The sequence below is a fragment of the Bradyrhizobium sp. SZCCT0148 genome (assembly GCF_018129985.1).
GTDB lineage: Bacteria > Pseudomonadota > Alphaproteobacteria > Rhizobiales > Xanthobacteraceae > Bradyrhizobium > Bradyrhizobium japonicum_H.
In genome coordinates, this window is the sequence record NZ_JAFCKT010000004.1 from 413,769 (window position 1) to 435,291 (window position 21,523).

At 65.5% G+C, this 21,523-nt stretch carries 16 protein-coding genes; 6 read left to right on the forward strand and 10 right to left on the reverse strand.

Features of this window, described 5'->3' with window-relative positions; all coding sequences use genetic code 11:
• Nucleotides 1–55 precede the first annotated feature (55 nt).
• From JQ580_RS16650 to JQ580_RS16670, 5 genes are all read right to left on the reverse strand, one after another.
• Entirely contained in the window at nt 56–1,018 is a 963-nt protein-coding gene (locus tag JQ580_RS16650) for an alpha/beta fold hydrolase (RefSeq protein ID WP_212281135.1), read from the reverse strand.
• Nucleotides 1,019–1,199: 181 nt separating this feature from the next.
• Entirely contained in the window at nt 1,200–1,592 is a 393-nt protein-coding gene (locus JQ580_RS16655) for a response regulator (RefSeq protein WP_212281136.1), read from the reverse strand.
• A gap of 258 nt (nt 1,593–1,850) precedes the next feature.
• Nucleotides 1,851–3,065 carry an acyl-CoA dehydrogenase family protein gene (locus JQ580_RS16660; RefSeq protein ID WP_212281137.1) on the reverse strand — a complete coding sequence of 405 codons (1,215 nt, stop codon included), beginning with the start codon at nt 3,063–3,065 and terminating at the stop codon, nt 1,851–1,853.
• A gap of 103 nt (nt 3,066–3,168) precedes the next feature.
• Nucleotides 3,169–4,380, reverse strand: coding sequence for an ABC transporter substrate-binding protein (locus tag JQ580_RS16665; RefSeq protein ID WP_212281138.1), 1,212 nt, complete (start codon nt 4,378–4,380; stop codon nt 3,169–3,171).
• Between the two features lie 127 nt (nt 4,381–4,507).
• Complete coding sequence (locus tag JQ580_RS16670) at nt 4,508–5,407, reverse strand: alpha/beta fold hydrolase (RefSeq protein WP_212281139.1); 900 nt, start codon at nt 5,405–5,407, stop codon at nt 4,508–4,510.
• Between the two features lie 146 nt (nt 5,408–5,553).
• Between JQ580_RS16670 and JQ580_RS16675 the strand changes: the two genes are divergently transcribed.
• Entirely contained in the window at nt 5,554–7,128 is a 1,575-nt protein-coding gene (locus JQ580_RS16675; protein WP_409363207.1) for a cryptochrome/photolyase family protein, read from the forward strand.
• Nucleotides 7,129–7,186: 58 nt separating this feature from the next.
• Here the strand turns inward: JQ580_RS16675 and JQ580_RS16680 are convergent, their stop codons facing one another.
• Both JQ580_RS16680 and JQ580_RS16685 read right to left on the reverse strand, forming a co-directional pair.
• Entirely contained in the window at nt 7,187–8,014 is an 828-nt protein-coding gene (locus JQ580_RS16680; RefSeq protein WP_212281140.1) for an HD domain-containing protein, read from the reverse strand.
• A gap of 221 nt (nt 8,015–8,235) precedes the next feature.
• Nucleotides 8,236–9,135 (reverse strand): LysR family transcriptional regulator, encoded by a 900-nt coding sequence (locus JQ580_RS16685; protein ID WP_212281141.1) that lies wholly within the window; start codon nt 9,133–9,135, stop codon nt 8,236–8,238.
• Between the two features lie 151 nt (nt 9,136–9,286).
• Between JQ580_RS16685 and JQ580_RS16690 the strand changes: the two genes are divergently transcribed.
• The 5 genes from JQ580_RS16690 to JQ580_RS16710 all read left to right on the forward strand — a co-directional run bounded on the left by JQ580_RS16690 (nt 9,287) and on the right by JQ580_RS16710 (nt 14,459).
• A complete protein-coding gene (locus JQ580_RS16690) occupies nt 9,287–10,438 on the forward strand; it encodes an ABC transporter ATP-binding protein (protein WP_212281142.1) in 1,152 nt (383 codons plus the stop codon).
• Nucleotides 10,431–11,378, forward strand: a complete 948-nt coding sequence (locus tag JQ580_RS16695; protein ID WP_212281143.1) for a carbohydrate ABC transporter permease — start codon at nt 10,431–10,433, stop codon at nt 11,376–11,378. The genes JQ580_RS16690 and JQ580_RS16695 overlap by 8 nt, the downstream gene beginning before the upstream one ends.
• Nucleotides 11,375–12,211: a carbohydrate ABC transporter permease gene (locus JQ580_RS16700; protein WP_212281144.1), complete on the forward strand. Its 837-nt coding sequence runs from the start codon at nt 11,375–11,377 to the stop codon at nt 12,209–12,211. The genes JQ580_RS16695 and JQ580_RS16700 overlap by 4 nt, the downstream gene beginning before the upstream one ends.
• Before the next feature lie 29 nt (nt 12,212–12,240).
• Nucleotides 12,241–13,521, forward strand: a complete 1,281-nt coding sequence (locus tag JQ580_RS16705) for an ABC transporter substrate-binding protein (RefSeq protein ID WP_212281145.1) — start codon at nt 12,241–12,243, stop codon at nt 13,519–13,521.
• A 113-nt stretch (nt 13,522–13,634) separates the two neighbouring features.
• Nucleotides 13,635–14,459: a phosphodiesterase gene (locus JQ580_RS16710; RefSeq protein WP_212281146.1), complete on the forward strand. Its 825-nt coding sequence runs from the start codon at nt 13,635–13,637 to the stop codon at nt 14,457–14,459.
• Between the two features lie 362 nt (nt 14,460–14,821).
• Here JQ580_RS16710 and JQ580_RS16715 read toward each other — a convergent pair whose 3' ends face one another.
• Genes JQ580_RS16715 through JQ580_RS16725 form a run of 3 tightly spaced genes read right to left on the reverse strand, consistent with a single transcriptional unit; the run spans nt 14,822 to nt 21,516 of the window.
• Entirely contained in the window at nt 14,822–15,700 is an 879-nt protein-coding gene (locus JQ580_RS16715; RefSeq protein ID WP_212281147.1) for a transglutaminase family protein, read from the reverse strand.
• The gene (locus JQ580_RS16720) at nt 15,697–18,219 is read right to left on the reverse strand and encodes a circularly permuted type 2 ATP-grasp protein (protein WP_212281148.1); all 2,523 of its coding nucleotides are present in this window, start codon (nt 18,217–18,219) and stop codon (nt 15,697–15,699) included. Before JQ580_RS16720 ends, JQ580_RS16715 begins: the two co-directional genes overlap by 4 nt.
• Nucleotides 18,220–18,246: 27 nt before the next feature.
• Nucleotides 18,247–21,516, reverse strand: coding sequence for a transglutaminase family protein (locus tag JQ580_RS16725; RefSeq protein ID WP_212281149.1), 3,270 nt, complete (start codon nt 21,514–21,516; stop codon nt 18,247–18,249).
• Between the last annotated feature and the right edge of the window lie 7 nt (nt 21,517–21,523).

A 21,523-nucleotide genomic window follows, 5' to 3' on the forward strand; every position in this document is an offset into this window, starting at 1 on the left:
TGCTCACATCATCGCAGCACGGCTGAACCGACGAGAGGGGCCAACCAGCTCGCTCTCATTTCCCGTCGAGGAACGCGCGCACCTTGCTCACGGTCTGCGCCGGCTGCTCCTCCATGATCCAATGTCCGGAGCCGGTGATGATGCCGCCGTCGACCTTGGTGCCGACCTCGCGGATGACCGCAGCTTGCTGATCGCCGAAGGACTTTTCGGCGCCGAGGGCGAGGATCGGCATGGTCAGCTTGGTCGCGGCGAAAGCCTTGTTGTCGGTCGCGTCCTTCGCGAACGCCGCGAACTGCTCGAAGGCGTAATGCATGTTGCCGGGCCGGGCGTAGAGCTTTGCGTAATGATTACGCGTCGCCTCGTCGATGGCCTTGGGATCGGCCGACAGGTCGTTGTAGAAGCGATCGAGATAGATGCGCTCGCGGCCCTTGACCAGGCGATCAACGTCGGGGCCGCGGAAATTGAAATGCCACAGCATGGGGCTCTTCAGGATTTCGTCCCAGGGCCCGATGCCCGGCAGCGGTGCGTCGATGACGACCCATTTGGTGATGCGATCGGAATATTGCGCCGCCAGCGCATAGCCCACCATGTTGCCGATGTCGTGCGTGACCAGATCGGCCTTCTGGACGTTGAGCTTGTCCATGACCATGGCGATGTCGACGCCCTGGTTTTTCTTGTCGTAGCCGCTGGCGGGTTGCGACGACAGCCCCATGCCGCGCAGATCCGGGACGATCACCGTGTGGTCCTTGTAGAGCACCTTGGCGAGCGGCGCCCACATGTCGCCGGTATCGCCGAAGCCGTGCAGGAGCACGACCGCCGGACCCTTGCCGCCGACGCGGACATGTAGGGTCGCTCCGTTGACCGAGATGCGCTCGATCCTGAAGGCTGAGGGAAAGGGCTCGACTGCTGCAAAGGCCGATGAACCGCTACAAATGAGCAACAGGATCAGGAGAGAGGCAAAAATAGCCGCAATGGGTCGCACGCCGGACGACCGGCCGGCTTGGGCAGAACTGTGCATTGTCGCGTTGCTCGCTGATATGCCGAGCGCAACGACGTCGGCAGTGCCTGCATCACATTATTCGCGGCACCATAAAGCACCATGCTACCTTTAAGCAACTGCTGCTGATGCTTCAGCTCTCGAGCTCGTTCTCTTTTGCGGATGGGGAGCGCCTGCATCGAGGATGATGCAGGAGACCGCCTCATTCGTGAGGCGGCGGCGCCTGGTTGAGGAGCTGCGACACGGCTGTCACGAGCTGCGCCGGTGCGAAAGGCTTCTGCAAGAGCAGGCTGCTCGGCACACCGTGCGAAGGCCATTGATCGGCCCCTGCTCCGCTCATGTAGATCACCGGAAGGTCGGGATTGAGTTCTCTGGCGCGTTTCGCAACATCCCATCCCGTGAGCGCGCCCTGCAGATGAATGTCCGTGACCAGCGCACGGTAATTGTTCTGGTCGCCCAGGAGCAGGGTCACAGCCTCTTCCCCCGATGAGGTCACCTCGCTTTCAAAGCCGCCCTCGGAAAGCGCGCCCTGGACCATATCCTGAATGAGGAAGTCGTCCTCGACGACGAGAATCACCACGACCGAACCCTGCACGCCCTATCCCCCAACCCACATCAAGCAGGCTTAAGTCCAAAAGTGAACATTTGTTCCCTTGGAGCCGAGCGCGCTTGGCCAGCCCGAACGAGTTCGCCACAACCGCAATGCCATATTGGCGGCTCTTTCAATCAAGAGGTGACGATACGCTGCTCTACGCGCGGAGACAGTGCAGCCTCGACGCTGCGGTTCGCGCCGCCACGGCGCGCGGCATGCGTCTCATGCACAGGCAAGCACAGACGGCGGACGCTGACGTCTCTATCCTGCCACCCCGCCCCGCTTGATCAGCTCCTTGCCGACCGCAGCCAGATGCACCTGGTCCGGTCCGTCGCCGATGCGGATGAAACGGGCGTAGACGTAAGCACGCGCCAGGAACGTATCCTGCGAGACGCCGGCGGCGCCGTGGATCTGGATGGCGCGGTCGATGACGCGCGCAGCCATGCCGGGCACCACGATCTTGGCCGCCGCGATCAGATCGCGCGCGGCCTTGTTGCCCCCGCGGTCCATCTTGTCGGCGGCCTGGAGCGTGAGCAAGCGTGCCTGCGCAATCTCGCAGAAGGAGTTGGCGATGTCCTCGCGCACCGAGCCCTGCTCGGCGAGCGGCCTGCCGAAGGCGACGCGGGAGACGGCGCGCCGGCACATCAATTCGAGCGCGCGCTGGGCGCAGCCGATCAGCCGCATGCAATGGTGGATGCGGCCGGGGCCGAGCCGGCCTTGTGCGATCTCGAAGCCGCGTCCTTCGCCGAGCAGGATGTTCTCGGCGGGCACGCGGACGTTCTCGTAGACGATTTCGGGATGGCCGCTGGGGGCGTCGTCGTAGCCATAGGTGAGCATGTCTCTGATGATGCGGACGCCCGGCGTATTTCGGGGCACCAGGATCATGGATTGCTGGCGGTGGCGGTCGGGATCGTCGGGCGCGGTCTTGCCCATCACGATCAGGATCTCGCAATCCTCGTTCATCGCGCCTGACGTGAACCACTTGCGGCCGTTGATGACGTAGTCGTCCCCGTCGCGCGTGATGGCGCACTCGATGTTGGTGGCATCGCTGGAGGCGACTTGCGGCTCGGTCATCGAGAAGCCGGAGCGGATCCGCCCCTCCAGCAGCGGCTTCAGCCAACGCTCCTGCTGCGCCTTGGTGGCGTAGTTGGCGAGCACCTCCATGTTGCCGACGTCGGGCGCGGAACAGTTGAAGACCTCGGGCGCCCACAGGATGCGGCCCATGATCTCCTTTACAGGCGCGTATTCGAGATTGGTCAGCCCCGGTCCGTGCTCGCCGGACAGGAACAGGTTCCACAGCCCCTGCTCACGCGCCAGCCGCTTCAGGTCCTGCAGCACCGGCGGCGTCCTGTAGCGCGAAGCGTCCGGCTTCACCTGCTCGCAATAGAGCTCCTCGACCGGCTCGACATGGGTGCGCATGAACTGCCGGACGCGGTCCTGCAGTTCGAGCGAACGGGCGGAGTGCTGGAAGTCCATGGGATCCCCTGTTCGCAACATCTGAGGTCGTCATGCCCGGGCCTTTCCCGGGCATGACGATGTGGAAACAACGACATCCCCGAAGCGGGCGTTCCGCCGCGTCTCACGTCCCGCGCAACAGCTCGCTTGCGACCACCCAGTCGTTGCCGTCGAATTGCAGCATGTAGCCGTCCTTGATCGGACGAAAATCCTGCGGCGTGGTGTTGAGCGTGATGCCCGGCATCAGCAGCGACAGCGGCACGTTCTTCAAATTCGCGGCCTGTGCCATGATGTTCTCGCGCGTCAGATTGTCCTTGCACTGCTTCAGCAGCACCACCAGCGCCTCGGCGACGGTGTAGCCGTAGAGGCCGGCCACGTTGTTGACGTCGGCATTGGGCAGCCGCTTCTTCATGAAGTCGATATAGGCCGTCATCGCGGGGTCGTCCTTCGGCTGCTCGACGAAGGGCTTGAGCGAGCCGAGCGAGAGCACGCCCTTGCCGGCCTCAAGTCCCGCCGGCACCATCACGGTCGCCTTGTTGGCGCAGCCGCTGGCGAGGAAGCGCGTCGGTTGCCAGCCGACCTCGTGGGCTTTCCGGATTGCCTGCGCACAGGCGCGCGGCGTCACCGAATAGATCATGAAGACGTCGGCCTTGGTGTTCGCCAGCGTCAGCACCTGGGAATCGACCGTGGGATCGGCGACCTCGAAGCTCGAGGCCATCGCGATCGCCTTGTCGGCGTCGGCACCGAGCGCTTCCTTGACCCCGCGAAGATATTCCTTGCCGGCGTCATCGTTCTGGTAGAGCACCGCGAAGCGCGCGTTCGGGTTCTTGGCGCGGGCATAGGCGACGTCGATGGCGGCCTCGCTGGTGTAATTCGGCGCCCAGGGCAGCGCCATCGACCACGGCATGTTGGCGGGGTCGTTCCATTTCGAGGCCGAGCTGATCAGGAACAGCTGCGGCACCTTGTTGCTGTTGAGATATTTTGCGATCGCCGAGCTCGGCGCCGTGCCCATGGTCGCGAAGATGAAGGCGACGCCGTCGCCTTCGACGAGGCGCCGCGCGGCCTCCATGGTCTTGGGCGGCGAGAACGCGTCGTCCAGCGAGATCAGATTGAGCTTGCGGCCGCCAACCCCGCCCTTCTCGTTGACCTCGTCGAAATAGGCCGCGATCACCCGGCCCGTGATGCTGAGCGGCGAGGCCGGCCCGCTATAGGGCATGGTGTTGCCGATCTTGATCTCGGTATCGCTCACGCCGGGACCGTAGGATTTCTGCGCGGAGACTGGCGTGGACAGGCAGGCGGCAGCGAGCGCTGCCGCCAGGGCCAAGGCGGCTTTCATGGTTTCTCCCCGGTGATCATCGCCGGCACGAGGCGGCCGCGCGGCGTGCTGCTTTTTGTCAGCACGTCAGCTCAGCGGACTTCCGCAAGATGGTCTTGCGTCGAGTTGCTGATGGCGCTGCGGCCTCTCAGCGTGGGGGCGACGCCGCCTTGTGCACGTCGAGCACCGCCTGCGCCCATTCGGCCGGGCGCTCCTGCGGCAAATTATGACCGGCATTCGTGAAGACACGCCGCTCGAACGGGCCCTCAAACTTGCGCGCGTGATGGCCGGTGCCGGGATTGACGCCGTCGCTGTCGCCGTCGATCGCGATGGTCGGAACGCGGATCGGCGGCTGGCTTGCGAGCTTCGCCTCGATTCCCGCATAGGCGGGGTCGCCTTCGACCAGCGCGTAGCGATGGCGGTAGGAGTGGATCACGACGTCGACGAAATCGGGGTTGTCGAACGACACCGCGCTTCTCTCGAACGTCGCGTCGTCGAACGTCCATGTCGGCGACCACATCGCCCAGAGCTGGCGGGCAAAGCCGCGCCGGTTGCGCTCCAGCGCGCGGCGGCCACGCTCGTTGTGAAAGAGATATTGATACCAGAGCGCAGCCTCCTCCGGCGGCGAGGCCGGCTCCATGGCGCGGGCGATGTTCTGAATGTTGTAGGAATTGCCGGAGACGAGCCCGATCACGCGCTCCGGATGGAGCGCCGAGACCACGCAGGCCGCGCGGCCGCCCCAATCATAGCCGCCGACGACGGCACGCTCGATGCCGAGCGCGTCCATGAAGGCCAGCAGATCGGCCCCGAGCGCCGCCTGCTCGCCGGAGCGCGGCGTGTCCGGGAAGCGAAATCGCGTCGGCCCGTAGCCGCGCAGCCAGGGCACCAGAACGCGCGCGCCGGCCTCCGCCATGATCGGCGCGGTCTCCGCATAGGCGTTCACGTCATAGGGAAAGCCGTGACCCATGATGCAGGGCCAGCCGTCGGGCGCGCCGTATTCGCGATAGGTGATGTCGAGGACATCCGTGGTCACTGACTTTTGTCGCATGTCGCACCTTTTTGCTCAGCATAAACCCGCCGCCGCGAATGATCCAATCTCCCTTTTGCTTGACCGCTGTCTCAGGGTCCATGATCCAACGTGTGGCAATGATCGTTTCCACTGACGGAAGCTGCAACCATGCGCCATAGCTGCCGTTGACCTCGACGTTGCGCTACAATTTCGGCCCCGGAGCACTTGTGGAACAAGGCACGACAAAGGACATCAGGCATCTCGTGATCGTCTTCGGCGATCAACTCGATGCCGACAGTGCGGCATTCGATGGGTTCGATCCGGACCACGATGTCGTGCTGCAGATGGAGGTGATGGAGGAAGCGTCATACATCCCCCAGCACAAGAAACGCATCGCCTACTTCCTCGCCTCGATGCGCCACTTCAGGCACGAACTCGTCGCCCGCGGTCGCCGCGTGCACTATGTCGAGATCGACGATCCCTCGAATACCGGGCAATTCGAGACCGAGATTGCCAGGGCCCAGCGCGCGTTCAGGCCGCAGCGAACCGTCGCGCTCGAACCCGGCGACTGGCGTGTCGCCGAGATGCTGCGCCGCTTGCCCGAAACACCCGAAATACGCACCGACCGTCATTTCCTGTGCTCGAGGGAAGAGTTCGCACGCTTCTCCGAGCAGCATCCCCGCCCGGTGCTGGAGACATTCTATCGCGCCATGCGGCGCAAGACCGGCCTGCTGATGGACCGCGCGGGCCGACCCGTCGGCGGTGCGTGGAATTTCGACCGGGAGAACCGCAAGGCCTTTGGCAAGATCGGCCCACCGATCCCGCCGCGCCCGACCTGTGCTCCGGACCGGATCACGACCGACGTCCTGCGATTGGTCGAACAGCGCTTCGCCGACAGTCCCGGCAAGATCGGCGATTTCGACCTTCCGGTCACGCGGGAACAGGGGCTGGCGCAGCTCGACGATTTCGTCAGCGAACGGCTTCCGCTGTTCGGGACCTACCAGGACGCCATGCGGTCCGGCGAACCCTTCCTCTTTCACTCCGTTCTGTCTGGGCCGTTGAATCTCCACCGACTGCGCCCGCTCGAAGTCGTCGAAGCCGCGCTGCGCAACACGAGCGCGCCGTTGAACGCCCTCGAGGGCTTCACGCGCCAGATCATCGGATGGCGGGAGTTCGTGCGCGGCATCTATTGGCAGCGCATGCCGCACTATGCCGAGGAGAACGCGCTCGATGCCGACCTGCCGATGCCCAAATTCTACTGGACCGGCCAGACGGACATGCGCTGTCTCGCCGAAGCGATCGGCCACACCATCGACCATGCCTATGCGCACCATATCGAACGGCTGATGGTGCTTGGGCTGTTCGCCCTGCTCCTGGGAGTTCGGCCCTACGACGTACATCGGTGGCACATGTCGATGTTCTGGGACGCCATCGATTGGGTCTCGCTGCCCAACACCCTCGGCATGAGCCAGCATGGCGACGGCGGGATCGTCGGCACGAAGCCCTACGCGGCCTCCGGCAATTACATCAATCGCATGAGCGACCACTGCCGGCACTGCCGTTTCGATCCCAAGCTGTCCGTCGGAGAGTACGCCTGCCCCTTCACGACGCTGTACTGGAACTTCCTGGACAAGTACCGACGGCGGTTCGCGTCCAACATCCGGATGAAGAATCAGTACAGCAATCTGGCGCGCAAGGACGGCGCAGAGCTGCGTGCGATCCGGCGCCAGGCGGACACGATCACCGAAAGCGTGACGTAAGCCATTTTGCGAGACATGGGATCGACAGCTTTCGCCCAACGCCCCGACGCGAAGGGACCTACCGCTGCGGTCCCGAGAGCGAGATGTCGCGCTCGGCGCGGAACACGTTGCTGTAGAGATTGGCGATCCATTGCCGGCCGATCTCGGTCTTGTTGAGATAGCCGATCTCGGTCTGGATGTGCGGTGCGACGCTATTCCAATAGAATTGTGGATAGCGGTTCACGATGTCGGCCGGCGAATCGTAGCCGAGCTGGCGGTTGATGCCGACCTCCTCGAACTCGTAATAAAGCGCGTTGGCCTTGCGGAGATAGTTGGGATCGCCGAGCTGTCCGATGAAATCGGCGGCGCGCAGGATCGAGGCTTCGTCGTCATAGTCCTGCCCTTCGCGGGCCGGAAACCGCGTGCCTTCGATGGCGCGGGCGATCCGCTCCGGATCGAGCCCGGGGATATGCCGCAACCGCCGCGTCACGTACAGCTTCGAGCGATCGACGTGATACATCATCAGGCTGGCGTCCGATGCGCCGCGCGGCAGCGACACCTTGGTGTTGGCCGCGTCGATCACGAAGCCGTCGGCGTCGTCCTCCTCGAACAGCCCGCGCACATAGCCGATGTCGTGGGCGAGGCAGGCGATCAGGACGTGGACGTAATCCTCGGCCGACAGATGGGTATGGAGACTCCGCCCGCGAAGGATGGCCTGGGCCGCCAGCGTCACCAGCATCGTATGCTCGATGTTGTGGTAGAGCGCATCGCTGTTGCCGATGCATTCCATCGCGGTGCGGGTCGCGCTCGCGACGATGCTGGCAGAAGACTCGTCGTACCGGCGACGCATGAACTTGCCGAGGAAATCCTCCAGGGATTCAGCCGCCAGTCTCGGCAACGTCATCATGGATGCGGCCCCGTCCGTCGGTGGTGTCCCATGGCTCCTCCCGCCGTCTCATTCTTGTCCTCGACGCAACGGGAAGCATAGCCCATCTTGGGCCGGCTGACCAAATTTCGGAGCAAAAATTCGCAAAATTGTAGCATCTCGCTGCGCAGCATGCCGGTTGCAGCAAAGGACCGTCACACCTTTAAGGAAACGGCACAACGAGGGCCACCGGCCCGGCCGCTTCACGGGGCGGACAGGATGTCGGCACCGGCCGCCGAGCGCGACAGACTTCTGGCCAGATAGAACAGCTCGACCAGCTTGCCGCGTTTGCCCGCCAACGAGAAGATGTATTCGGGCGTTTCCGCCTCGATTTCCGCGATCGCCACCTTGGCGATGCGATCGATACGGCTCGAGCCGTGCTCCCAGACGAAGCCGACACCGAGCCGGTTGGCCACAGCCTCCAGCATTCCCTCGCGCGTGTTGACGACGATCGCCGGAGTGGCGCGCAGATTGACGGCGCGAAACGCCCTGTCCACGACGCGCTGGGTCGCGGAATCCCGGGTCCGAAACACCAGCGGATATTGCATCAGGCTGAGGGCGGACACGCGCGACTCCCGGCTGAGGTCGTGAAAGGGATGGCAGATCGCGACGACGCGCTGCTGCACGCAGGCCTCGCGACGGAAGCGGTTGTCCTGCGGCACTTCCGGCAGCACGGCAACGTCGACGCGCTGGTCGACCACCGCTGCCATGATGGCCGACCAGCTGCCGATCTCGATGTTGATCTGGATTTTCGGATACAGATTGCGGAACGCCGCGATCAGAGCCATGCCCGGCATGGCGTTGCCGAGCCCGATGCGAATTTCGCCCCCCGTCAGCTCGTCACGCTGCGACAGGATGGCCATCGCATCGGCCTCGATCGCCTGCATGCGGCTCGTTGCAGCATAGAGCCTCCTGCACAACGGCGTCGCGATCAGGCTCTGTCCGTGCCGATCGAACAGGGCAACACCGAACTCGGCCTCGAGGTCGCGCACCAGTTGCGCAACGGCGGGCTGCGACACACCCAACTTCCTGGCTGCGGCGGCAAAGCTGCCGGTGTCGAACACCGCATTGACCGCCCGGACACGCGACGACGTCAACGCCACGACGACAACTCCACGACCGATATGCCGGCCTCACGGGCCCGCAAAAGCAAAACCTGGGATCAGCATAGGCAATGCCATTGACCGTTATGTGAATGTCAGATGCCGTCCCTACTCCTCGCGCGCCGCAACAGGCAGCAGGGGACCAGCGCGAATGGCGCAGATCGAGCTTTCCGCAATCCGCAAATCCTTCGACGGGACCGACGTCCTGAACGGCATCGATTTCCGGATCGGGGACGGCGAGTTCATCTCGCTGGTCGGTCCGTCCGGCTGCGGCAAGTCGACCCTGCTCCGCATCATCGCCGGGCTCGAGCCACAGAATTCCGGGCAAATCCACATCGACGGCCGCCCCGTGGACGGCATTCGCCCGAGCGCGCGCAATCTGGCGATGGTATTCCAGTCCTATGCGCTCTATCCGCATTTGAGTACCTTCGACAACATTGCGGTGCCGTTGCGGATGCGGCGCCTCTCCGCGATCGAACGGCTGCCGCTGCTCGGCCCGCTGCTGCCGGGCCGGCGCGCCAAGGAGCGGGGCATCCGCGCCGACATCGAGACCATCGCCGAGCAGCTCGACATCGCGCCGTTGCTGCGGCGCAAGCCCGGGCAACTGTCCGGCGGACAGCGCCAACGCGTCGCGGTCGGACGCGCCATGGTGCGCGAACCGCTCGCCTTCCTGTTCGACGAACCGCTCTCCAATCTCGATGCGAAGCTGCGCGTCCACATGCGCGCCGAACTCGCCGAGCTGCATCGCCGTCTCAAGGCGACGTTCGTCTACGTCACGCACGACCAGGCCGAGGCGATGACCATGTCGAGCCGGATCGCCGTCATGATGGGCGGAGAACTGATCCAGGCCGGCACGCCCGCGGAGATCTACAACGACCCCGGCGATATCCGTGTCGCCGAATTCATCGGCAGCCCGAAGATCAACATCCTGCCCGGCCGCATCCGGAAGGACGGCGGCATCGACGTGCTGGGGACCGCCTTGCGGCTTGCGTGCGGCGCGACCGCGGGCGAATGCCGAGTCGGCGTGCGCCCGGAGCGGATCGACCTCGGCACGGGGCCGTTCTCGGGAAGCGTCGTCCATCTCGAAAACCTGGGCGCGGAGGCCTTCGTGCACCTTGCGATCGGCGACGCCGGGCTGCGCCTGATCGCGCGGCTCGCCGACGTCAGGCACTTGCCCGCGATGGGCAGTCCCGTCGCCTTCGGCTTCGCGTCCGACGCCGTGCGGGCTTTCGATCCGGCCGGAAAGCGCATTCCGCTGCGAGCGGAGCAGTCCGAGCGCATCCGAGAGCCCGCCCATGTCTGACGGCGCGATAACCATCGACGCGGCTGTCGTCCCCGCCCGCACCGCACGGCGCAGCCTGCCGGCTCATGGCAGCAGGCGCACATACGCCGCCTACGCCCTTGTGGCGCCGGGCGCAGCCCTCATGCTGATCATGTTGCTCGGTCCGCTCGCCGGCGTGATCGCCCTCTCCTTCACCGACTATCAGCTCGGCGCGCCGCATTTCTCCTGGATCGGGCTCGCCAACTACCAGGACCTGTTCGCCGACAGGGTGTTCTGGACGGCACTGCGCAACACGCTGACCTATGTCGTGGTCGTGGTGCCCGGCGCCGTGATCGCAGGCCTTGCGATCGCGCTGCTGATCCAGAGCGGCACGAGCCTGCGCAGCCTCTATCGCACGATCTATTTTCTGCCAGTGATGGCGACCCTGATCGCCATGGCGGTGGTGTGGGAGTTCATGCTGCATCCACAATTCGGCCTGGTGAACGGGCTGTTGCGCAATGCGGGCCTGCCGGCCTTCGCGTGGTTGCAGGACCGCAGCACCGCCCTCTATGCGCTGTGCGCGATCGGCATCTGGCAGGCGGTCGGCTTCAACATGGTGCTATTCCTCGCCGGCCTCGTCTCGATCCCCAAGCAGCTCTACGAAGCCGCCGAAATCGACGGCGCGTCGAGCGGCTGGGCTCGCTTCCGCCTCGTGACATGGCCGATGCTCGGGCCGGTCACGACCTTCGTCGTCGTCATCTCCGGCATCCGCTCCTTCCAGGTGTTCGACACTGTGCACGTGCTGACCAAGGGCGGCCCGTCGAAATCCACCGAGGTGCTGATCCACACCATGTACACGGAAGGCTTCGAGTTCTTCCGTTCCGGCTACGCCGCCGCGATCACGGTCGTCTTCCTGGTCTTCGTTCTCGCCCTCACGCTGATTAAGTCGAGGCTCGCCGATCGCGGCGTGCATTACACATGAACAACGCGCATCCCATCCCGGTCCGGGCGATCCTTCGCCATTTCCTGCTGATCGCAGGCGCCGCGGTCATGCTCGCGCCTTTCATCTGGATGATCTCGACCGCGTCGAAGCCGCAGACCGAGATCTTCTCCAGCGAGCTGCACCTGATCCCGCACCAGTTCGCGCTGCGGGACAATTTGCGCGAAGCGTTCGCCAAGGCCAATCTGCTGCGCTTCCTGCTCAACGGCGTGATCGTCACGGTCTCGATCTTCGTGCTGCAGGTGATGGTGGCGCTGCCGGCGGCCTACGCACTCGCAAAACTCCGTTTCCTCGGCCGCGAGACGCTGTTTGCGCTGGTGCTGTTCGGGATCCTGATCCCGCCGCAGGCGACCGCGATCCCCGTCTTCTTGCTGCTGCACGAGGCCGGTCTGCTCGACAGCTATGCCGCGCTCGTCCTGCCCTTCACGATCTCGGTGTTCGGCATCTTCCTGATGCGCCAGTTCTTCAAGACCGTGCCGGACGATCTCGTCGATGCCGCGCGCATGGACGGCATCTCCGAATTCGGCATCGTCTGGCAGGTGATGCTGCCGGCCGCGATCCCGGCCGTCACCGCATTCGGCATCTTCTCCGTGGTTGCGCACTGGAACGACTATTTCTGGCCGCTGATCGTGCTCAACAGCGAGCAATTGCGCACGCCGCCGCTTGCGGTCGCCCATTTCCGCAACAACGAGGCCGGCACCAGCTACGGACCGCTGATGGCCGCGGCGATGGTGATCATTGCCCCGCTCGTGATCGCTTTCCTCTTTGCCCAGCGCCGCTTCATCGAGGGCATCACCCTCACCGGGATCAAGTAACCGAAACCACCTCAAACAGGAGACTATCCATGCTGAAGTCGATCATCGCCGCGGCGGCTCTGTCGCTCGCGGCCGGCTCTGCGCTCGCGCAGACCAAGACCGAGATCGTGATGCAGTATCCCTATCCGGAGCTGTTCACCGAGACCCACAAGCGCATCGCCGAGGAGTTCGCCAAGGTGCACCCGGAGATCAAGGTCACCATGCGCGCGCCTTACGAATCCTACGAGGACGCCACCCAGAAGGTGCTGCGCGAGGCCGTCACCAATCAGATGCCCGACGTGTCCTTCCAGGGCCTGAACCGCATCCGCGTGCTGGTCGACAAGAACATCCCGGCCGAGCTCGGCGGCTACATCGCCGCCGAAAAGGATTTCGACAAGCAGGGCTTCCACCAGGCGATGTATGACATCGGCACCGCCGGCGGCAAGGTCTACGCCCTTCCGTTCGCGATCTCCCTGCCGATCGTCTACGTCAATCTCGACCTCGTGAAGCAGGCCGGCGGCGACGTGGACAATCTGCCCAAGAGCTGGGACGAACTGATCGCGCTCGCCAGGAAGATCAAGGCGCTCGGCAACGACACCAACGGCGTCACCTATGCCTGGGACATCACCGGCAACTGGCTGTGGCAAGCCCCGGTCTTCGCGCGCGGCGGCACCATGCTCAATGCCGACGAGACCAAGGTCGCCTTCGACGGGCCGGAAGGCAAGTTCGCCATCAACACGATAGCGCGGCTCGTCAACGAGGGCGGCATGCCCAATCTCGACCAGCCGTCGATGCGCGCGGCGTTCGCGGCCGGCAAGACCGGCTTTCACATCACCTCGACTTCCGACCTCAACAAGGTCACCCAGATGACGGGCGGCAAGTTCGCGTTGAAGACGATCCCGTTCCCGGACGTGGCTTCCCCGAACGGCAGGCTGCCGGCCGGCGGCAATGTCGTGCTGATCCTCGCCAAGGACAAGGCCAAGCGCGACGCCGCCTGGGAAGCGGTGAAGTTTTGGACCGGCGCCAAGGGCGCCGCGATCATGGCGGAGACCACCGGCTACATGCCGCCCAACAAGGTCGCCAACGAGGTCTATCTGAAGGACTTCTACGTCAAGAACCCCAACAACTACACCGCGGTCGGCCAGCTCCCGCTGCTCACCAAATGGTACGCCTTCCCCGGCGACAACGGCCTGAAGATCACCGACGTGATCAAGGATCACCTCAATTCGATCGTCTCGGGCGCCCGCGCCAGGGAGCCCGAGGCCGTCCTCGCCGACATGACCGCGGATGTGCAGAAGCTGCTGCCGAAGACCACCGGCGCCGCGCGCTGAGCCCACAACGCCTGCCAATCACGGGGCGCCACCGGCGCCGCGCGCTGAGCCCACAACGCCTGCCAATCACGGGGCGCCACCGGCGCCCCGTGCCGCAGGAACGGGAAAGAACGATGAAGCTGATTCACTTGAGCGACATTCACCTGACGGCGCCCGGCGCAACCATCGGCGGGCGCGATCCGCGCGCCAATTTCGAACGGGCGCTGGCGCATGCCCTGAAGGATCACCACGACGCCGAGTTGATGGTGATCACCGGTGATCTCTCGGATTGGGGCGATGCCGCCGACTATCACTGGCTGAAGCAACAGCTCGACGAATATCCGCTGCCGGTCCGGCTGTGCATCGGCAACCATGACCGGCGCGCTGCCTTCCTGAGCGTCTTCCCCGACCTCGCCGACGACAACGGCTTCGTCCAGGGCATCCACGACACCGTCGCCGGTCGCTGCCTGTTCCTCGACACCGCTCATCCGGACACGCATGCCGGCCGCTATTGCGACGAGCGCCTCGGCTGGCTCGAGGCACGGCTTGCCGAGCATGGCGGGCCATTCCTGCTGTTCATGCATCACAACCCGATGCCGGTGCATCTGGCGCCGCTCGACCAGATCCGCCTGCTCGACGACGCACCGTTCCGGCGTCTCGTCGGCCGCAACCGGTCGAAGATCCGTCACGTCTTCTTCGGGCATTGTCATCTGCCGCTGGCCGGTTCGGTCGCTGGCGTGCCCGTCTCGTCGCTGCGCGGCACCAATCATGCAAGCTATCCCCTGTTCTCGGAGACCAAGCTGCTGAGCGCGTCCGACCTGCCGCAATCCTATGGCGTGGTGTTTTTCGGAGAAGACTATGTGACCGTGCACATGGTGGAGTACGGCTACGATGGTCCGATCCGCATCGAAGGCTCGCCCGACTATCAGGCCTGGGATCGCGAGACCATGGTGCGGTGACCGGCGAGCGCCGCCGGACGCTCTGGGCCGTCAAAAGTCAGCAAGACAGACCGCCGCCACGGGGGCTGGGGGGTGGGTGGCGGCGGTCCTGCAAACGGTGACAAAGTAGGCATGCGGACAACCACTCTGTACGCCGTCGGCTCAGGGACCATATCAAATCGTGTTCAGCCGGCGCACTCGTATAAACGTGCTAGTCCATGTGCACCTTGTGCCGCGTGTTTGTAGGAGCGGCGTCACTCCCTCACGGACGCCGCATCCACCGCACGACGGCATTCCCGCCAGGGGTCACAAGCCGCCGACCCCATTCGAGATGACAGACTTCCGCTGTGCGCTGGCAAGCCCGGCGCTTATGAGGACACGCCCTACTCCAACAACAGCACGTCGACGGCGACGCCGAGCTTCTGCTTCGGCGAGCCGACGATGATGCCGTCGACCGGCGAGACGTCGGAGAAGTCTCGCCCGACCGCAAGCACGATATGGTCGTTGGCGATCAAGAGATCGTTGGTCGGATCGAAATCGACCCAGCCAAGCTCCGCCCCGCACCACAGCGACACCCAGGCATGCGTGGCATCGGCGCCTTGCAGGCGCGGCTGGCCGGCCGGCGGAATCGTGCGCAGATATCCGCTGACATAGGCCGCCGGCAGGCCCAGCCCGCGCAGCCCTGCGATCATCACATGGGCAAAGTCCTGGCAGACGCCGTGTCGCTTGTCGAAAACCTCGTCCAGCGGCGTCGAGATCACCGTGGCCTTGGGATCATAGCGAAACTCGGTGTGGATGCGATGCATGAGATCGACCGCACCCTCGAGGACGCCCGCGCCCGGTGCGAAGCTCGTCGCCGCATAGGCGCTGACGGGACGCAGCATCGGCACGAGTGGACTCGCGAAGACATAACCGACCGGCGAGGACGGCCCGAGGCTGGTGGCCTCGAAGGCGATGTCGCGGATGCTCTCCCAGGACGGGCTGACGGCGTCGCGCGCCTGCGGCTTACGCGACACCGAGACACGCGAACGCGAGTCGATGCGCAAATTGCGATGCGCGGCCTCGATCACGATGCTCTCCGTCAGCGTGCCGAAGAAGTCGCGGCGGACGTTGCGCTCGGAGGGCCTCGGACGGATCTCGACCTTGTGCGAGATCAGTTCCTGGCCGCCGCCGCTCCGCGGCTCCAGCCGCAGCGTGCAGCGGGCGAAGCTGACGGCATTCTCGTACTCGTAGGTGGTGACGTGCCTGATGTCGTAGATCACGCCAGCCCCGTCAGCTTTTCCGGCCGGCTGGCATTGGTTCCGTGCGGGAAGTAATGCAGCCCGATCGCGTCGGCGAGGCTGAGCAGATCCTGCTCCAGCGCGAACAGGGTCCTGACTTCGAGTGTCTCGGCTTCGGCGGTGGTCAGCATCGCCCGAACCGCCAGCGCAAGCCGCTGCGGCCGCTCGATCAGGCCATGCTCCTTCAGGCTGGGCAATGCTGCGATATGCTCGTTCAGCGTCGTCACCTGGAATGCCACCGAGCGCGGATTGTAGGGATCGAGCACCGCGAGGTCGCGCACCGGGGCCAGGATCGGCGCCAGCAGATAGCGCGAGCGATAGGTGATTTGGGAATCCACCAGCGTCAGCAGGATGTCGAGATCCTCGTCCCCGGCCTCGTCATAGGCGAACTGCCGGGCGAAGCGCGTCGTGTTGATGGCGCGCTCGGCGCGGCGGCCGACATCGAGGAAACGCCAGCCGGCAGCGCGATTCATGTTTTCCTGCGCAAGACCCGCGAAGCTCGCAAGCTCCTGCAAGGTCAGCTCGGCCACACTCAGCACGCTGTCGTCGTCTTCGACCTCGTAGGAGAGCCGGTCGGCCATTTCGGTGATGACCTGCCAGGCATCGGGCGACAGCCGCTCGCGCAAGGAGGTCGCCGTGCGCTGAGCCGCACGCACCAGCGACAACGCCGAGCCCGGCTGCTCCGTGCTCTGCAACGCCTCGGCGGCAATGCGCCCGGGTGTCGCGCGGGAGGCTTGCGAGATCGCGCCCCAGGCCACGAGCAGGCGCTGGATTCGTTCGGCCGATTGCAGTGAGGCCGCGGTGCCCTTGTTCGGGCCGCTTGGCGAGCCCACCGCCCGCACCAGCCGCAGCGTCGCCTCGGCGCGCTCGAGATAGCGGCCGAGCCAGAACAGATTGTCGGCGGCACGGCTCGGCAGAACGCCGGCGATGCGGCGGATCCGCACCTTGTCGGTCGCCGGCAGCAGCGACGCGGTCGAGACCTTCTTCTCCGAGACCACCCAGACATCGGCGGCGCGTGCGCCGTCGCCCATCGACACGGCGCGCGCATCCGGCTGCTCGGCGATCCGGCAGAAGCCGCCGGGCATGATGGCCCAGCCGTCCGGCGTCGCGGCGGCAAACACGCGCAGCACGAAGGGACGTGGCGTGAGCTGCCCGTGCTCCCACACCGGCATGGTGGAGAGACGCACCACCTCCTGGCCGACATAATCCATGCCGCGCGCGCTGATGGCATCGATCAGGCGCTGACGCCCGGCGGCGTCGAGCTCGCTGGCAAGCACCGGGCCGTTGCTGTCGAAGCCGGTCACGCCGCGCCGGTAGGCGCCTTCGATCGCGACCTCGTCGAGCCGCGACAACACCTCGTCACGCGCGGATTTCTGACCGCACCACCAGGTCGCGATGTGCGGCATCTTCAGCTCTTCGCCAAGCAGGCGGCGGCTGAGCGCCGGCAGGAAGCCGAGCAGCGCCCGCGCCTCCAGCACGCCCGAGCCCGGCATGTTGGCGACGACGACACCGTCCTTGCGCAGCACGTCGATCAGGCCGGGCACGCCGAGGTGGGAGGAGGCATCGAGCTCGAGCGGATCGAGCGAATTGGAATCGACCCGGCGCAGCAGTACGTCGAGCCGCTTCAGCCCCGCGACCGTGCGGATGTGGATGCGATTGTCGCTGACCGCCAGATCGTCGCCCTCGACCAGCAGGAAGCCGAGATAGCGCGCCAGCGTCGCGTGCTCGAAATAGGTCTCGCTGAAACTGCCCGGCGTGAGCACGCCGATCCGCGGCTCGTCGCGATCGGCGCGGGCGCGAAGACTGTCGCGGAACGCCTCGAAGAACGGCGCGACGCGCGGCACGTTCATCGACTTGTAGAGGTCGGAGAAGGCGCGCGACAGCACCAGGCGGTTTTCCAGCGCATAGCCCGCGCCCGACGGCGCCTGCGTGCGGTCGCCGAGCACCCACCAGCGGCCGTCGGGCCCGCGCCCGACATCCGCGGCATAGAGCGAGAGGTAGCGCCCGCCCGGCGGCGGCACGCCACAGACGGGACGGAGATATTCGGGGCTGCCGGCGATCGCGCCCGCAGGCAGCGCGCCTTCGGCGACCAGCCGTCCCTCGCCGTAGATGTCGCGCAGCACGCGCTCGAGCAGCTCGGCGCGCTGGGTAATGCCGGCGCAGAGCTGCTTCCAGTCGGCCTCGTCGATCAGGAGCGGCAGATGACTGAGCGACCACGGTCGGTCGGCGCTGTCGCCGGGCGCGCGGTAGGTGACGCCGGCCTCGCGGAGGTGGCGGTCGGCCATGCCGAAGCGCCGCTCGACCTCATCGGTCGCAAGCGCACCGAAGGCCTCGAAGAAGCGGTTCCAGACCGGTCGCGGGACGCCGTCGGCGGCCAGGAATTCGTCAGGAATGCCGGGCAGGCGGCGATAGTCGCGAACCCATTGCGCGAGCCGGCGCTGGCCCTCACGCTGGCTTTGCGCCTTACTCGCCTTGTCCTGTTCGGCTGCGCCCTCGCCCATGCGCCTCTCCCTGCCCCACCATCATACTCATTGCAGGAGCGGGGTCCGCAAGTCGAGGGTCAGCGGAAACTCATTTGTGCGTTCCTCGGGCGGCGGCTGCATTGGCCCCGGCGTGTGGCCGTGGTCCTGGAAGCGCGCCAGCCGCCGCGCCTCGGCCTCATAGGTGTTGACCGGCTTGGTGTCGTAGTTGCGCCCGCCGGGATGGGCGACGTGGTAGACGCAGCCGCCGAGCGAGCGGCCGTTCCAGGTATCGATGAGATCAAAGGTCAGGGGCGCGTGCACCGGAATGGTCGGGTGCAGGCCGGAGGCCGGCTGCCAGGCCTTGAAGCGGACCCCGGCCACGGCCTCGGCGGAGCGGCCGGTCGAGGTCATCGGCAGGCGGCGGCCGTTGCAGGTGACGATGTGACGGCCCTCGACGAAGCCTTCCGCCTTGACCTGGAGCCGCTCGACCGAGCTATCGACATAACGCACGGTGCCGCCGGCCGAGCCCTCCTCGCCGAGCACGTGCCAAGGCTCCAGCGCCTGGCGCAATTCGAGCGTCACGCCGCCCTGATGGACACGGCCGAAGGCGGGAAAGCGGAATTCAAGCTGGGCCAGATACCATTCCGGCTCGAACGGATAGCCGGAGCTCTTGAGCTCCGAGAGCACGTCCTGAAAATCTTCCCAGATGAAATGCGGCAGCATGAAGCGGTCGTGCAGCGCGGTGCCCCAGCGCACGAACTTGCCCTGCTGAGGCTCGCGCCAGAATTTTGCGATCAGCGCGCGGATCAGGAGCTGCTGCGCCAGCGACATGCGCGGATCCGGCGGCATTTCGAGCGCGCGGAATTCGACCAGGCCAAGGCGGCCGGTGGGACCATCCGGCGAATAGAGCTTGTCGATGCAGATCTCGGCGCGGTGAGTGTTGCCGGTGATGTCGACGAGCAAATGCCGGAACAGCCGGTCAACCAGCCACAGCGGCACCTGGTAGCCCGGCGGCGGCACGTGCGAGAGCGCGATCTCGAGCTCGTACATGCTGTCGTGCCGGGCCTCGTCGAGGCGCGGCGCCTGGCTGGTCGGACCGATGAACAGGCCGGAGAAGAAATAGGACAGCGACGGATGCCGCTGCCAGTACAGCACGAGGCTCTTGAGCAGATCGGGCCGGCGCAGGAACGGCGAGTCCTGCGGGCTCGAGCCGCCGATCACGACGTGATTGCCGCCACCGGTGCCGGTGTGGCGGCCGTCGACCAGGAAGCGGTTGGCGCCGAGCCGCACCTTGCCGGCATCCTCATAGAGGCCGGTGGTGATCTCGACCGCCTCGCGCCAGCTTGACGCCGGCTGGATGTTGATCTCGAGGACGCCGGGATCCGGCGTGACCTTGATGACCTCGATGCGCGGATCGAACGGCGGCGCATAGCCCTCGACATGGACCTGGAGCTGCATCTCCTCGGCCGTGGCCTCGACCGCCGCGATCATCTCGAGATAATCCTCGATACGCTCGACCGGCGGCATGAAGGCGCAGATCACGCCATCGCGGACCTCGATCGACAGCGCAGTGCGGACGGGGACGGTCGTGTTGAGCTTCTCGGACGCGACGCGCGGCGGTGCCTTCGGGCGCTCCGGCAGCGTGAACACCGGCAGCTTGCCGCGCGCCTCCATCGGATCCTGCTCGACGATGTAGGGATATTCGCTCGGCGGAACGTAGCCGAGCGAATTGATCGGCAAGCGCAGGCCGAGCGGGGAATCGCCCGGCACCAGGAACAGATGGTTGCGCCGGAGTTGCCAGCGTTCGCTGCGCCAGCGTGGCGGCGCGTTCCAGCGCTGCACCGGCAGCACGAAGCCGCGCGGCGCGCGGAGGCCCTGATCGAACACCCGCGCCATGCGCGCGCGTTCCTCCGGATTGGACAATTTGGAATCGGAGGGATCGACGTTGAGAGGAAGCTCGGCCTCCTTCAGCAGCCAATAGGCGGTGTCCTCATAGGCCGGAATGATGTAGCCGGGATCGAGCCCGAGCCGGGCCGCCGTGCCCTCCATGAAATCCTCGGCGTCCTCGACCTGGGCGCGCCGTGGATTCTCGATGCTGGCGATGAGGTCTGCGTTCTTCCAGACCGGCACGCCGTCCTTGCGCCAATAAAGGCCGAAGGCCCAGCGCGGCAGGCTCTCGCCCGGATACCATTTGCCCTGACCGTAGTGCAGTAGCCCACCCGCTCCGAAGCGTGTGCGCAGACGGCGGATCAGATCGTCGGCGAGCGCGCGCTTGGTGGGACCGACGGCCTCGGTATTCCATTCGGCAGCTTCGAGATCGTCGACCGAGACGAAGGTGGGTTCACCGCCCATGGTGAGCCGCACGTCCTGCGCGGCGAGATCGCCATCCACCAGCTCACCGAGATCGTTGAGCCGCGTCCAGGAATCATCCGAAAACGGCTTGGTGATGCGCGGCGCCTCGCGGATGCGCTTGACGCTCATGTCGAAATCGAACTCGACCTCGGCAAAGCCGGCACCGCCGGAGATCGGCGCGGCGGAGCGATAATGCGGCGTGGCGGCAACCGGGATGTGTCCCTCCCCCGCGAGCATGCCGGAGGTCGCGTCGAACCCAATCCAGCCCGCGCCCGGCAGGTAGACCTCGGCCCAGGCATGCAGATCGGTGAAATCGTTCTCGACCTCGGGCGGCCCCTCGATCGGATCGATGTCGGGACGGATCTGGATCAGATAGCCGGAGACGAAGCGCGCGGCGAGACCGAGATGACGGAAGGTCTGGATCAGGAGCCACGCGGAGTCGCGGCACGAGCCGGCCGCGGAGGTGAGCGTCTCCTCCGGCGTCTGCACGCCCGGCTCCATGCGGATGACGTAGCTGATCTTCTGCTGCAACTGCCTGTTGAGATCGACCAGGAAATTGACCGTGTTCGGGGCTTCGCGCGGGATCGAGGCGAGATACTTTGCGAAGGCAGGATCGGGCTTGATGGTCTCCAGATAAGGCGCCAGCTCCGTTTTCAGATCCTTCGGATAGTCGAACGGAAAGCTGTCGGCGTAAGGCTCGACGAAGAAGTCGAACGGATTGACCGTGGTCATCTGCGCCGTGAAGTCGACCTCGAATTTCAGCTCGGTCGTCTTCTCCGGAAAGACGTAGCGGGCGAGCCAGTTGCCTTGCGGGTCCTGCTGCCAGTTCACGAAATGATTGGATGGCGTGACCTTGAGCGAATAACTCAGGATCGGCGTCCGCGTATGCGGCGCCGGGCGCAGGCGGATGGTCTGCGGGCCGAGATCGATCGGTCGGTCGTATTTGTAGTGGGTGACGTGGTGTAATGCGACGTAGATCGACACGGGGTGC

Coding starts and splice junctions, on each gene's coding strand:
- JQ580_RS16650 (WP_212281135.1), bottom strand. CDS start 1,018: ATGCACAGTTCTGCCCAAGCCGGCCGGTCGTCCGGCGTGCGACCCATT.
- JQ580_RS16660 (WP_212281137.1), bottom strand. CDS start 3,065: ATGGACTTCCAGCACTCCGCCCGTTCGCTCGAACTGCAGGACCGCGTC.
- JQ580_RS16665 (WP_212281138.1), bottom strand. CDS start 4,380: ATGAAAGCCGCCTTGGCCCTGGCGGCAGCGCTCGCTGCCGCCTGCCTG.
- JQ580_RS16670 (WP_212281139.1), bottom strand. CDS start 5,407: ATGCGACAAAAGTCAGTGACCACGGATGTCCTCGACATCACCTATCGC.
- JQ580_RS16680 (WP_212281140.1), bottom strand. CDS start 8,014: ATGATGACGTTGCCGAGACTGGCGGCTGAATCCCTGGAGGATTTCCTC.
- JQ580_RS16690 (WP_212281142.1), top strand. CDS start 9,287: ATGGCGCAGATCGAGCTTTCCGCAATCCGCAAATCCTTCGACGGGACC.
- JQ580_RS16695 (WP_212281143.1), top strand. CDS start 10,431: ATGTCTGACGGCGCGATAACCATCGACGCGGCTGTCGTCCCCGCCCGC.
- JQ580_RS16700 (WP_212281144.1), top strand. CDS start 11,375: ATGAACAACGCGCATCCCATCCCGGTCCGGGCGATCCTTCGCCATTTC.
- JQ580_RS16705 (WP_212281145.1), top strand. CDS start 12,241: ATGCTGAAGTCGATCATCGCCGCGGCGGCTCTGTCGCTCGCGGCCGGC.
- JQ580_RS16710 (WP_212281146.1), top strand. CDS start 13,635: ATGAAGCTGATTCACTTGAGCGACATTCACCTGACGGCGCCCGGCGCA.
- JQ580_RS16720 (WP_212281148.1), bottom strand. CDS start 18,219: ATGGGCGAGGGCGCAGCCGAACAGGACAAGGCGAGTAAGGCGCAAAGC.